This window comes from Paenarthrobacter sp. NPDC091711 (genome assembly GCF_044756605.1).
In the GTDB taxonomy this organism is placed as follows: Bacteria; Actinomycetota; Actinomycetes; order Actinomycetales; family Micrococcaceae; genus Arthrobacter.
On the sequence record NZ_JBIVTF010000001.1, the window covers coordinates 294277 to 307144 of the forward strand.

10 protein-coding genes are annotated in these 12868 nt (G+C 61.7%); 4 read left to right on the plus strand and 6 right to left on the minus strand.

The window, feature by feature from the left end; genetic code table 11:
- Window positions 1–63: 63 nt before the first annotated feature.
- The 3 genes from ACIQH5_RS01405 to ACIQH5_RS01415 are packed head-to-tail and all read right to left on the minus strand — an operon-like array spanning window position 64 to window position 3702.
- Window positions 64–990, minus strand: coding sequence for a MaoC/PaaZ C-terminal domain-containing protein (locus ACIQH5_RS01405; protein WP_400399609.1), 927 nt, complete (start codon window positions 988–990; stop codon window positions 64–66).
- The gene (locus ACIQH5_RS01410; protein ID WP_400399611.1) at window positions 987–2339 is read right to left on the minus strand and encodes a 3-oxoacyl-ACP reductase; all 1353 of its coding nucleotides are present in this window, start codon (window positions 2337–2339) and stop codon (window positions 987–989) included. The genes ACIQH5_RS01405 and ACIQH5_RS01410 overlap by 4 nt, the downstream gene beginning before the upstream one ends.
- A 10-nt stretch (window positions 2340–2349) precedes the next feature.
- Window positions 2350–3702, minus strand: coding sequence for an acetyl-CoA C-acetyltransferase (locus ACIQH5_RS01415; protein ID WP_400399613.1), 1353 nt, complete (start codon window positions 3700–3702; stop codon window positions 2350–2352).
- On the opposite strand from ACIQH5_RS01415, the gene ACIQH5_RS01420 reads away from it, so the two are divergent.
- Entirely contained in the window at window positions 3701–4465 is a 765-nt protein-coding gene (locus ACIQH5_RS01420) for a TetR/AcrR family transcriptional regulator (RefSeq protein WP_400400230.1), read from the plus strand. The two genes, ACIQH5_RS01415 and ACIQH5_RS01420, sit on opposite strands and share 2 nt — an antisense overlap.
- Before the next feature lie 46 nt (window positions 4466–4511).
- Window positions 4512–6611 carry an acyl-CoA dehydrogenase gene (locus ACIQH5_RS01425; RefSeq protein ID WP_400399615.1) on the plus strand — a complete coding sequence of 700 codons (2100 nt, stop codon included), beginning with the start codon at window positions 4512–4514 and terminating at the stop codon, window positions 6609–6611.
- Window positions 6612–6733: 122 nt separating this feature from the next.
- Here ACIQH5_RS01425 and glgA read toward each other — a convergent pair whose 3' ends face one another.
- Window positions 6734–7930, minus strand: a complete 1197-nt coding sequence (gene glgA, locus ACIQH5_RS01430) for a glycogen synthase (RefSeq protein WP_400399617.1) — start codon at window positions 7928–7930, stop codon at window positions 6734–6736.
- Window positions 7931–8023: 93 nt separating this feature from the next.
- Here glgA and glgC point away from each other — a divergent pair, with 93 nt between their 5' ends.
- Together glgC and ACIQH5_RS01440 are read left to right on the plus strand one after the other, a co-directional pair.
- Window positions 8024–9436 carry a glucose-1-phosphate adenylyltransferase gene (gene glgC, locus ACIQH5_RS01435; protein ID WP_197412834.1) on the plus strand — a complete coding sequence of 471 codons (1413 nt, stop codon included), beginning with the start codon at window positions 8024–8026 and terminating at the stop codon, window positions 9434–9436.
- Between the two features lie 73 nt (window positions 9437–9509).
- Entirely contained in the window at window positions 9510–10961 is a 1452-nt protein-coding gene (locus ACIQH5_RS01440) for an SDR family NAD(P)-dependent oxidoreductase (RefSeq protein WP_400399619.1), read from the plus strand.
- Between the two features lie 85 nt (window positions 10962–11046).
- Here the strand turns inward: ACIQH5_RS01440 and ACIQH5_RS01445 are convergent, their stop codons facing one another.
- Window positions 11047–11898: a transglutaminase N-terminal domain-containing protein gene (locus tag ACIQH5_RS01445; RefSeq protein WP_400399621.1), complete on the minus strand. Its 852-nt coding sequence runs from the start codon at window positions 11896–11898 to the stop codon at window positions 11047–11049.
- The gene (locus tag ACIQH5_RS01450) at window positions 11895–12821 is read right to left on the minus strand and encodes an alpha-E domain-containing protein (RefSeq protein WP_062068749.1); all 927 of its coding nucleotides are present in this window, start codon (window positions 12819–12821) and stop codon (window positions 11895–11897) included. The genes ACIQH5_RS01445 and ACIQH5_RS01450 overlap by 4 nt, the downstream gene beginning before the upstream one ends.
- Between the last annotated feature and the right edge of the window lie 47 nt (window positions 12822–12868).

Below are 12868 nucleotides of genomic sequence, written 5' to 3' on the forward strand. Positions count from 1 at the left end.
CTGTGGTTAAGAAGGAATGGCGGCGATCACCCGATGGTGGTCGCCGCCATTTCCGGCCTTGACTCAGGTCAAGGCCGCCACAGTTCCGGTGAAGTGCCGTCTGCCGCTGCGGGGATTCCACGCGACGTAGTCCGAACGTTCCCAGTTTCCCGAGTCCGCCTGCACGGTGGTGATGTCCAGGGCAACACGTGCTGGAAGGAAGACCGGCGCTTCGAAAGTAACGTTCCAGGCGAACGATTCCGCTTTGACGGCTCCGACGTCGGCCAGCGCCCGCGAGGCCAGGTACATGCCGTGGGCGATGGAGCCCCGCAAGCCCAGGGCCTTTGCCGAGAGGACACTCAAGTGAATCGGATTAAAATCGCCGGAAACCGCCGCATAGTTCCGGCCTGCGTCCAGATTCAGTTGCCACAATGCGGTGGGATTCGGCGGGACAAATTCACTGGCCCCTGTGGCGCCGTTAGGGCTGCCCGGCTTGTCGATGCCTGGCAGGAAGACGCCTTTGGCCAAGTAGGTGGAGACCCCGCGCCACAGCAGGTCTTCGCTGGAACCGGCCCGGACTTCGGATACAACGTCCAGTTGCGTTCCGGCTCTGTGCCCGGCAAGATTCTCCGCCCAGGATCGGACGTCCAGTTCTTGGGCGAACTGAATGGGCACCAGCTGTTCAATGCGGTTTCTCAGATGGATCATGCCAAGAAGCGGCAGCGGAAAGTCTTCGCGGTTCATGACGCTCATGGACACGGGAAACGCCAGGGAATGCACATAGCCGGCGGGGAGGGTATCGCTGGCTGTCTCCCCTACCAGATGTTGGTAGGCGGTGAGATTTTCGACGTCGGCCCGCACTCCCCTGACTTCGTGGCTGACAGCGGGAAGCCGCTTCTTGCCGCTGGATGCTCCGAGGAGCCGACGGCGGGCTGCCGAGGCTGCTGCATTGACATACAGCTTGGAGAGAGATGGCATCTCGCCCAGGACAACAGCTTGGGAATGGTTCATGCCCCCACCAGTTGTTGCCCGCACACGCGCAATACTTCTCCGGAGATCCCGCCGGCAGAGTCACTTGAAAGGAATGCGATGGCTTCGGCCACGTCCTCGGGTTGGCCGCCCTGCTTGAGGGAGTTGAGCCTGCGGGCAGCCTCGCGGATGGCAAAGGGCATCTTGGCAGTCATCTCCGTTTCAATGAAACCCGGGGCTACAGCGTTGATGGTCCCGCCAAAAGGTTCCATCAGTGCCGCCGTTGACCTCACCATGCCGATGACGCCACCCTTGGATGCACCGTAGTTGGTTTGCCCCCTGTTGCCGGCAATGCCGCTGGTGGAAGCAACTGAAACAATGCGGGGCGAATCCTTGAAGTGCTCCGACGCCAAAAGAGCTTCGTTGATTCTCAATTGAGCTGCGATGTTGACGGCGATGACTGACTGCCAGCGGCCCTCGTCCATGTTGGCCAGGAGCCTGTCCCGGGTGATTCCTGCATTGTGGACCACGATGTCCAGCCGGCCATGGCGTTCCACTGCGTGTTCGATGATGCGGTGTCCTGCGTCGTCACGGCTGATATCCAGCTGAAGGGCTGTCCCGCGTACTTCGTTGGCTACAGCTGCCAAGTGATCCCCGGCTGCCGGGATGTCCACGGCCACGATCCTGGCACCGTCGCGGTGCAGGGTCCGGGCGATCGCTGCACCGATCCCGCGGGCCGCGCCGGTAACAACTGCCACTTTGCCGGCGAGAGGCTTGTCGGCGTCGTTCGGCAAGCTGCCTGACGCTGAGCCGATGGTGAGGAACTGTCCGTCCACGTAGGCGGATCGGCCCGAGAGGAAGAACCTCAGGGCACCCAGCGCTGATGGACTGGTTGTTGCCAGGTGCTCATCCTCGTGCTCGTCCAGCAGAATGCCGTTGGCTGTGGCGCCCGCCCGTAATTCCTTGGCAAGGGAGCGCAGCAGCCCGTCAATGCCTTGCCGGGCGGCTGCAGTAGCCGGGGTCCGGGCTGACTCTGATGTCCGGGAAATGGTGATGACTCGGGCGTTGGGCGAAAGGTCGCGCAATGAGGCACCTGCGGTAAGGACGGGTTTGCCCAAGTCCGCCGGGTGCTGGACGGCGTCAAGGACCAGAATGATGGCCCCCAGCTTTTCCTTGGGCAACGCGTTGCGTCGGACGTCCAAGCCCCATCCAAGCATGGTGGTGGCGAGGTCGTCTGCCCCTGCGCTGTCGCCACTGACCAGAACCGGGCCGGTAACGAGCGGTGCGCCGGGATGGTGACGTCGAAGCACCACCGGCTGAGGCAGGCCGAGCTTCTTGGCGACGTCCTTCCCCAATCCTTGGCTTACGAGCTGTGTGTACTTATCAGTCATCGCGTTCCCCCTAAGCTGCTTCCAGAATCGCTACGACACCCTGGCCACCGGCGGCGCACACTGAAATCAGGCCCCGGGCCGGACGGCCGTCAACTGTCCCCTTCTCATGCAGCATTTTTGCAAGAGAGGCTACGATCCTGCCACCTGTTGCGGCAAACGGATGGCCAGCGGCCAGCGAGGATCCATTGATGTTGAGTTTGGCGCGGTCCACCTTTCCCAGCGCGCCTCCAAGGCCCAAGCGCGTCCTGCCGAACTCTTCGTCTTCCCACGCCGCCAAGGTGCTGAGCACTGTTCCGGCGAAGGCCTCGTGGATTTCGAAGAAGTCGATGTCCTCGAACGTGAGCCCGTGGCGGGCCAGGAGGCGGGGAACTGCGAAGACCGGTGCCATGAGGAGGCCGTCCTTGCCGTGCACGAAGTCAACGGCGGCCGCTTCGCCATCCAGGACTGTGGCGAGTTTGGGCAGCCCGTGGGCGTCCACCCATTCTTCTGTAGCCAGGAGGACAGTCGATGCGCCATCCGTCAGGGGTGTGGAGTTGCCCGCGGTCATGGTTGCCTCGGAGCCAAGGGTCTTGCCGAAGACCGGCTTGAGAGTGGAGAGCTTCTCCAGTGTGGTGTCAGCGCGCAGGTTTGAATCCTGGTTCAGGCCGCGGTACGGAGTGATGAGGTCATCAAAGAAGCCCCGTTGGTACGCGGACGCCAGGTTGCGGTGGCTGTTGTAGGCAAGCTCGTCCTGGGCTTCCCGGGAGATTTTCCACTGTGCGGTTGTCAGGGCCTGGTGCTCACCCATGGACAGCCCAGTGCGGGGCTCCCCTGTGTTCGGTGCATCGGGAGCGAGGTCCTTGGGTCGGATCCGGCTGATGATCTTCAGTTTCTGCACTGTGGTCTTTGCCCGGTTCAGGTCCAGCAGGATGTCGCGGAGCCCCTCGCTGACGGCGATCGGGGCATCGGATGCCGAGTCCACCCCACCGGCGATTCCTGAATCGATCTGGCCCAACTTGATCTTATTGGACAACCCGATGACCGTTTCCAGGCCGGTTGCACAAGCTTGTTGGAGGTCATAAGCCGGCGTTTCCGGAGACAATGCAGAGCCGAGCACGGCCTCGCGGGTGAGGTTGAAGTCCCTCGAGTGCTTGAGCACCGCCCCTGCCGCGACTTCACCAATGCGCTCGTCCTGCAGCCCGAACCTGGCGATCAAGCCATCCAGTGCCGCCGTGAGCATGTCCTGGTTGGATGATTTTACGTAGGCTCCGCCAGTCCGTGCGAACGGAATGCGATTGCCGCCCACGATCACCGCGGAGCGCGTTGTTCGAGGGTGGGTAGCCGATTCCAAGGGCCCGTCCGTGGTCACGTCTGCTGCAGCCATGCTTGTCTCCTTCGATCAATGCCAGTTACTGATACCCAGCGTACCTGATACGCTGAGTATCGTGAACAGTCGCCACGAAGTATTCACCAGCACCGCCGATGCCCCTGAAGGGACCGCCACTGCTGTTGTTGACGGACGGGCTGCCCGCTGGCAATCCCACCGTGAGGAACGGCGTCGTGAACTCATCAAAGCAGCGCGCAAGGCCGTCCACCGGCTCGGAAGCGACGCCTCCATGGAGGACATTGCCGGCGTAGCTGGAACCTCCAAGTCGGTCTTCTACCGCTACTTCGGTGACAAGGCCGGTCTTCAGCAGGCAATGGGCGAGGTTGTCCTGGGCCAAATGCAGCGGCGCATGCTCGAGGCCACCCAGCAGGCACAAACCCCGCGCGAGGGTTTGCTGGCCATGGTTTCCGCCTACCTCCAGATGGCCGAATCCAGCCCTAACGTCTACGCGTTCATCACCCGGCTCAGTCCCGGGGAAGCGTCAGCACAGGACGCCATTGCGGCATCGGGCGCGCTGGGCAACTTCTTCGAACAAATCACGGACATGATCGCGACGCCCATGCGGGAACACCTTGGCGACGAGAAGGAAGCGGTGATCGTCTACTGGCCCACCGCGGCCATCGGACTCGTACGCAATGCCGGCGAGATGTGGTTGGGCACCCCCGCCGGGAGTGGGAAGCCCGATCAAGCAACCATGGCCGGACAGATCACCGATTGGCTGTGCCTGGGTATAGCCCCGGCACTCAAGACCACCACCTGACATCAGCAATGACTCATCAGTTATAGGAACCAAAGAAGGAAGCAACATGACTGAAGTAGTGGACCGGGCTTCATCCGCCCAGCAACCCTCCGGCCGCGATGACGCCACCACCGGTGCGGCGCCGGTAGTGGACGTTGCCGCCCTCGGCGAGCAACTCCTTGGAAAATGGGCCCATATCCGCCATGAAGCCCGGAAGGTGGCAGGCAACCCGGCGGTCCAAAAGATCGAAGGCCTGCACCACACCGAGCACCGGGCCCGGGTTTTTGAGCAGCTGAAGTTCCTGGTGGACAACAACACTGTCCACCGTGCCTTCCCCACCCGCCTGGGAGGTTCGGACGACCACGGCGGCAACATCGCCGGCTTCGAAGAGATCGTCACCGCCGATCCGTCCCTTCAGATCAAGGCCGGCGTGCAGTGGGGCCTGTTCGGCTCGGCAGTGATGCACCTCGGCACAGAGGAACATCAGGACAAGTGGCTCCCAGGGATCATGAGCCTGGAAATTCCCGGTTGCTTCGCCATGACCGAAACCGGCCATGGCTCCGATGTGGCCAGCATTGCAACCACAGCCACGTACGACGAAGCCAGCCAGGAATTCGTCATCAACACCCCCTTCCGTGCGGCGTGGAAGGACTACATCGGCAACGCAGCCAACGACGGCCTTGCCGCTGTGGTGTTTGCGCAACTGATCACCAAGAATGTCAATCACGGTGTTCACGCTTTCTATGTGGAACTCCGTGATCCTGCTACCAAGGAATTCCTCCCGGGGATCGGCGGCGAAGATGATGGCATCAAGGGTGGATTGAACGGCATCGACAACGGACGGTTGCACTTCACCGAGGTCCGGATCCCCCGCACGAACCTTCTGAACCGCTACGGTGACGTGGCCGTGGACGGCACCTACTCCTCCCCCATTGAGAGCCCGGGGCGTCGTTTCTTCACGATGCTTGGAACACTGGTCCAGGGGCGCGTTTCCCTCGACGGTGCCGCGGTGGCTGCGAGCAAGGTGGCACTGAAGACGGCCATCCAGTACGCCACAGAGCGCCGTCAATTCAATGCTTCTTCCAGCACGGATGAAGAAGTACTTTTGGACTACCAGCGGCACCAGCGCCGCTTGTTCACCCGGCTGGCAACCACTTATGCGGCCAGCTTTGCGCACGAGCAGCTGCTGCAGAAATTCGACGACGTCTTCTCGGGTGCGCACGACACCGACGCCGACCGTCAGGACTTGGAAACGCTGGCGGCCGCGCTCAAGCCGCTCAGTACATGGCATGCCCTGGACACACTGCAGGAGTGCCGCGAAGCCTGTGGTGGTGCTGGTTTCCTGATTGAGAACCGTTTTGCTTCGCTGCGAGCGGACCTTGACGTCTATGTGACCTTCGAAGGCGACAACACCGTCCTGTTGCAGCTGGTCGCCAAGCGGCTGCTTGCAGACTATGCCAAGGAATTCCGCAGCGCGGACTTTGGTGTCCTTGCCCGCTACGTGGTTGATCAGGCAGCCGGCGTGGCTCTGCATCGAACAGGCCTGCGGCAAGTTGCCCAGTTTGTAGCCGATACCGGTTCAGTTCAGAAAGCGGCTCTGGCCTTGCGGGACGAAGAAGGCCAGCGCACCCTCCTGGCCGACCGCGTGCAGTCGATGGTGGCTGAGGTCGGTGCCGCACTGAAGGGGGCCAACAAGCTTCCCCAGCACCAGGCCGCCGCGCTGTTCAACCAGCACCAACATGAACTCATCGAAGCTGCCCAGGCGCACGCTGAGCTTCTTCAGTGGGAGGCCTTCACTGAGGCCCTCGCAAAGGTTACGGACGAAGGAACGAAGCGGGTCCTGACCTGGCTTCGAGACTTGTTCGGTTTGTCCCTGATTGAGAAGCACCTGTCCTGGTACCTCATGAACGGCCGCCTGTCGATGCAGCGTGGCCGCACTGTAGGCACGTACATCAACCGCCTGCTGGTAAAGATCCGCCCGCACGCGGTGGACCTCGTGGACGCCTTTGGCTACGGCCCTGAGCACCTCCGTGCCTCCATTGCGACGGGCGCAGAAGCGACCCGTCAAGATGCAGCGCGCCAACACTTCCGCGAGCAGCGTGCCAGCGGAAGCGCGCCTGCAGACGAAAAGACGCTCCTTGCGCAGAAGGCCAACAAGTCGCGTTAGCACTCCACCGCTGCCAGACGGTGAATAGTCACGGAACTCTGGTCAAGCACGACGGCGCCGTCCCCACCAAAGGGGGCGGCGCCGTCGTCGTTTGGGCTGCTGTCAGAACATCAAGCGTGAGGTCAGCGAAGAACTGAGCGGTAGACCTCAAGCGTTGTTTCCGTGATGGACTCCCAGGAGAAATGCTCTTCTGCCCGACGCCGTCCTGCTTTGCCCATTTCGCGGGCGCGTGCCGGATCGGCAACAACCTCGTTGAGGGCAGCGGCGAAATCGCTGACGAACTTCTCCGGATCCAAAGGAGTACCGGTTCCGTCGGTGACCTGTTCCAGCTGCACCAACAACCCGGTCTCGCCGTGCTGGACAACTTCCGGGATGCCTCCGGTGGCACTGGCCACAACGGCGGCACCGCAAGCCATGGCCTCGAGGTTCACGATGCCCAGAGGCTCGTAAATCGACGGGCAGGCGAAGGCCGTGGCATGGCTGAGAACCTGGATGAGCTCCTTCCGGGGAAGCATTCGTTCGATAAGGATGACGCCCTCCCGCTTGGCCTGCAGTTCCTCAATGAGGCGTGCGGTTTCGGCGGCGAGCTCGGGAGTGTCCGCAGCCCCGAGGCAGAGGACCAACTGAACGTTCTCGGGCAGGCTTGACGCGGCACGGAGCAGGTACGGCACACCCTTCTGACGCGTGTTACGGCCAACGAACACCACGCTGGGCTTGGCGGGATCGATGCCCAGGGCACGGATGGCATCGTCCTCTTCATCACGCTCCCAGAGGGAGACATCAATGCCGTTGTGGACCACACGGACCTTGTCCGGATCCACGCTGGGGTAGCTGCGGAGGATGTCCTGGCGCATGCCATCGGAGACGGCAATGATCGCCGCGGCTGCCTCATAGGCTGTCTTCTCAACCCAGGAGGACAACGCGTAGCCGCCGCCAAGCTGTTCAGCCTTCCACGGGCGCAGGGGCTCGAGGCTGTGCGCGCTGAGCACGTGCGGAATGCCATGCAGCAGCGAGGCGAGGTGGCCGGCCATGTTGGCGTACCAGGTGTGCGAGTGGACAACGTCCGCTCCCGCAATGTCCGGAACAATCCTCAAGTCCACGCCGAGGGTCTGAATGGCGGCATTGGCATCGCCGAGGTCTTCGGGCGTGGCGTAGGACGCCACCGTAGCCCCGTGATAGTCGGCATCACGGGGCGCTCCAAACGCCCGGACGTGAAGGTCGACGTGCTTTGCCAGCACCCGGCTGAGCTCGGCAACGTGGACACCGGCACCGCCATAAATTTCCGGAGGGAATTCTTTAGTCACAATGTCTATTCGCACGCTAACCAACGTAGTCGTTCCGGCGTATGTGTTCTAGTGTGAAAGAGTCCGGAAAATCGGACTTTTGGGGGATACGAAGACGTACGGGGAGCTGTGACCATGGCGTTGAAGAAAGTTCTGGCAATCGTATTGGCAGGCGGAGAAGGCAACCGACTCATGCCGCTGACGGCGGACCGGGCCAAGCCCGCGGTTCCGTTTGCAGGCGGCTACAGGTTGATTGACTTTGCATTATCCAATCTCGTTAATTCGGGATATTTGAAAATCGTGGTGCTGACGCAGTACAAATCGCACAGCCTTGACCGGCACATCTCGGAAACCTGGCGCATGTCAACCCAGCTGGGCCGTTACGTGGCCTCTGTTCCCGCGCAGCAGCGGGTGGGCAAGAGCTGGTTCCTTGGCAGTGCCAATGCAATTTACCAGTCGCTGAACCTTATCCATGATGACGCCCCGGACATCGTGGTAGTGGTCGGCGCTGATCACGTGTACCGCATGGACTTCTCCCAAATGGTGGAGCAGCACATTGCCAGCGGTGCCAAAGCAACAGTTGCCGCAGTCCGGCAGCCGCTGAACATGGCCAACCAGTTCGGCGTGATCGAGGTAGACCAGAACGATCCCCAGAAGATCGCCGCCTTTGTGGAGAAACCCGCCAGCACCCCCGGGCTGGCAGCTGATCCCACGCAGTTCCTGGCTTCCATGGGCAACTACGTCTTCAATGCAGATGCCCTGGTTGAGGCGTTGCACGTGGACGCGGAACGACTCGATACCAAGCACGATATGGGCGGAGACATCATTCCGTATTTCGTGGACCAAGGCGAAGCCGGTGTTTACGACTTCACGCTTAACGACATCCCTGGCGCCACCGATCGCGACCGGACCTACTGGCGCGACGTCGGCACCATCGACTCGTTCTACGACGCCCACATGGATCTCATCTCACCTGTGCCGGTGTTTAACCTGTACAACTCCGAGTGGCCCATCTACACCCGCCAGAGCATTTCTCCGCCTGCCAAGTTCGTCCGCGGAGATAACAACACCGTGGGCACCGCGCTCGATTCCATTGTGGCCAGCGGTGTGGTGATTTCCGGTGGCATTGTTGAAGGATCCGTTCTCTCCAACGACGCCTATGTGGCCGCTGGCAGCCGGGTCCAGGACTCGGTGTTGATGGACAAGGTCCGTGTGGGCGAAGGCGCAGTGATCAAGCGGGCGATCCTTGATAAGAACGTCAAGGTCCCCGCCGGTGCGGCCATCGGCCTGGACCCCGCCCTGGACAAGGCCCGGGGTTACAAAGTCACGGAGTCCGGCATCACCGTGCTGGCAAAGGGCCAGGTTGTCCCCGAGCCCGGGGAGGCAGAGCTGGCGTTGTCCGCACAGCATCGCCGTGCGTTGCCGGAAGCGGTCAAGGCAGCTACCCATGACGATCCCGATATCCGCGACTCCGCTGAAAAGGTAGCAGCGGGTATCCAATCACGCGTGGCGGACGCCGCGGCGCAGGGTGCCTCTCATTAGCCGGTAAGTCGCACCCCGGCACAAACAGAACCCGAGGCAGGCCACTGGCTCCCAAGGCTGTAAAATCAGGTCAATGAGCTCCACCGATCTGACGCCTGAAGAGATCCAGGCCTGCCTCAAGGTTCTGACCACGATCCACGTCTATGACGAAGAGCACCCGGACTATGTTGCTGTCCGCCGTGCCACCGGCAAGATGTTCAAAGCCGTCAAACGCCACCGCCGTGTCACCAAACGCGACTCCATTGCCGAGGCCGATCGTGCCGTCATCGCCCTCACTGCCACCGCCGCGCCGGACCGCATTGACGACGAAACCCGCGGCAACAAGCTGGCCCCTTCCGCCACTGGTGAGGTAGCAGGCCACCTCATCCGCTCGCGGCCCTGCTACATCTGCAAAAAGCACTACACACAGGTAGACGCTTTCTACCACCAGCTCTGCCCGGAATGCGCAGCCTTCAGCCATAGCAAGCGCGATGCCCGCACGGATCTCACCGGTCGCAGGGCACTGCTGACCGGCGGACGAGCCAAGATCGGCATGTACATCGCCTTGCGGCTGCTCAGGGATGGCGCCCACACCACCATCACCACCCGCTTCCCCAAAGACGCTGCGCGTCGTTTTGCTGCCATGGAAGACAGCGGCGAGTGGCTGCACCGGCTCCGCATCGTTGGCATTGACCTCCGCGACCCGGCACAGGTGATGGCCTTGACGGACTCACTCAACGAGGCCGGTCCGCTGGACATCATCATCAACAACGCAGCTCAGACCGTGCGGCGCTCGGGCAACGCTTACAAGCCCTTGGTCGACGCAGAGGACGAGGCCTTGCCCGAGGCCCTCGAAGCTGCCAACGGCGGCCCCGAGCTGGTGACTTTCGGGCACGCACATGACAAGCACCCGCTTGCCCTTGCCAGCAGTGTCACCGAACACCCCGTCCTGGCCGGCGATGCGATCACCTCCCTGGCTCTTTCCACAGGATCGGCGTCGCTGGAACGGATTGAGTCCGGAACGGCGATCGACGCCGGCGGCCTCGTTCCTGACCTCGCCTCGATCAACAGCTGGACCCAGGTGGTGGACGAAGTGGATCCCCTCGAGATGCTCGAAGTGCAGCTGTGCAACGTCACGGCGCCCTTCCTGCTGGTCAGCCGCCTTCGCGAAGCCATGAAGCGGTCCACAGCCAAGAGGAAGTACATCGTCAACGTCTCGGCCATGGAGGGACAGTTCTCCCGTGCCTACAAGGGCCCCGGACATCCCCACACCAACATGGCCAAAGCTGCGCTGAACATGATGACCCGCACCAGCGCCCAGGAAATGCTGGATTCTGATGGCATCCTCATGACCGCCGTGGATACCGGATGGATCACCGACGAACGGCCGCATTACACCAAGGTCCGGCTGATGGAAGAAGGATTCCATGCTCCCTTGGACCTGGTGGACGGCGCTGCGCGTGTTTACGACCCCATTGTGATGGGCGAAAAGGGTGAGGACCAGTACGGTGTCTTCCTCAAGGACTACAAACCCTCACCCTGGTAGGAAGATCCCGAGTTTTTGTACAGATAAGGCCCCTAAGAGCGACTCTTAAGGGCCTTATCTGTACAAAAACTCCTACGTCCGGAGACTAGGCGAGGCGGGTAATCTCAACGGAAACCGAAAGCCCCGAACCGCCCCCACCTGACAGGACCCCCTTCAACGGGGGAACATCGCGGTAATCACGGCCGCGGGCCACTGTGACGTGGTAATCCCCTGCGGGCTTGTGGTTGGTGGGGTCCCAGCTGCGCCATTCTCCATCCCACCATTCCAACCAGGCGTGTGATTGGCCGGCTACAGTCTCGCCGATGTCCGCCGAGGAACGGGGGTGGATATACCCGGACACGTACCGCGCCGGAATGCCGCTGGACCGCAGGGCGCCGATCGCCAGATGCGCCAGGTCCTGGCAAACGCCTTGACGTTGTGACCATGCTTGTTCGGCATTAGTGGTGACCCCTGTTGTGCCCTTCATGTAGGTCATCTCACCGGCCATCCACGCGAATACTGCAAGCGCAGCCTCATGGGGGTTCTTGCCTTTGACCACGCCCGGAACGATCTCCAGGACTTCCTCACCCGGTCCGCTGAGCCGGGACTGCGGCAACCAGTCGCTGAATTCGTCCTGGACCTTGTCAGAGGCGATGACGTCCCATCCCACAATGTCGTCCTCAGTTGCCACCCGTTCCGTGCGGTGCACTTCAACGGTGGCTGTAGCGAGGACCTCAAGGCTCTCATGCGGCATTTGCATGTCAAACGCTGTGACCCGCGTTCCCCAATAGTCACGGTATGTACTGACTGAGGCCTGATGGGGCGAAACTTTGAGTGAGGCTTCCAGGACCACCTGTTGACCATCGGTCAGCGGGGTCATCCGGGCTTCGTTATAGGACAGGGTCACGCGGCGGTTGTACTTGTACGCGGTCTTGTGAACAATGCTCAGCCGGGTCATGAAACTTCTCCCACCCAGGCGTGTTCATCAGCCTGATTGAAGTACTTACGGGAAATTGCGTCCGAGGCTTGAGTCACTGCCTTTTGCACACGTTCCATATGCTCGGGTAGTTCGGACATGAGATCGTCCGTGCGGTGGAACTCAAGGAACGTGCGGGCCTGGCCCACGATCCGCCGGGCATCGTTGATGAATCCGACGCGCTGCGCCGAAGGGTCCAACTTGGCGAGGCATTCATCGGCGTCACGCAAGGCATAGACAATCGAACGCGGGAACAAACGGTCCAGGAGCAGGAACTCCGCCGCGTGCTGGTCCCCGAACGCGGCCCTGCGGGTCCGGATGAACGACTCATACGCTCCCGCGCACCGCAGCATGTTGACCCAGGACATACCAGCGGACTGGACATCACGGGTGGACAACATGCGGGCAGTCATATCGGCGCGTTCCAGGGAGCGGCCGAGCACCATGAACAACCAGCTCTCATCGTGGCTGACCGTGGTGTCCGCGAGCCCACGGACCATGGCTGTGCGTTCCAAGACCCAATTGCAGAACCGGTAGGTTCCCACAACATCTTTGCGGTGCTGATTGAGGCCGTAATAGGTGGTGTTGAGGCTTTCCCAGAGTGACTGGGAGACAGTCTCACGCGCCCGCCGCGCATTCTCACGGGCAGCGCCCAGCGAACCTGCAATGGAGGACGCGCTGTGCTTGTCATAGGCAAGCGCATGGAGGAGTTCAGGGAGGCCGAACTCCTCACCTTGCGGCTTGGCGCCCATCACGGCAAGGAGCTCCCGGGCGACGCTTCGCTGTTCCTCAAGGGGCAGGTGGTTCAAGCGCTCAAGGTGTACATCCAAAATCCTGGAGGTACCGTCGGCACGCTCAACGTAGCGTCCGATCCAGAAGAGTGACTCAGCAATGCGGCTCAGCATGGAACTGCCTCCTTCGCGTGGTGCATATCGAAGTTCAAGTGTTGGTG

Excerpts from the sequence above, each read along its gene's own strand:
- ACIQH5_RS01445 (WP_400399621.1), bottom strand. The coding sequence starts at position 11,898 with ATGACCCGGCTGAGCATTGTTCACAAGACCGCGTACAAGTACAACCGC.
- ACIQH5_RS01405 (WP_400399609.1), bottom strand. The coding sequence starts at position 990 with ATGAACCATTCCCAAGCTGTTGTCCTGGGCGAGATGCCATCTCTCTCC.
- ACIQH5_RS01420 (WP_400400230.1), top strand. The coding sequence starts at position 3,701 with ATGCTTGTCTCCTTCGATCAATGCCAGTTACTGATACCCAGCGTACCT.
- ACIQH5_RS01440 (WP_400399619.1), top strand. The coding sequence starts at position 9,510 with ATGAGCTCCACCGATCTGACGCCTGAAGAGATCCAGGCCTGCCTCAAG.
- ACIQH5_RS01450 (WP_062068749.1), bottom strand. The coding sequence starts at position 12,821 with ATGCTGAGCCGCATTGCTGAGTCACTCTTCTGGATCGGACGCTACGTT.
- ACIQH5_RS01410 (WP_400399611.1), bottom strand. The coding sequence starts at position 2,339 with ATGACTGATAAGTACACACAGCTCGTAAGCCAAGGATTGGGGAAGGAC.
- ACIQH5_RS01415 (WP_400399613.1), bottom strand. The coding sequence starts at position 3,702 with ATGGCTGCAGCAGACGTGACCACGGACGGGCCCTTGGAATCGGCTACC.
- ACIQH5_RS01425 (WP_400399615.1), top strand. The coding sequence starts at position 4,512 with ATGACTGAAGTAGTGGACCGGGCTTCATCCGCCCAGCAACCCTCCGGC.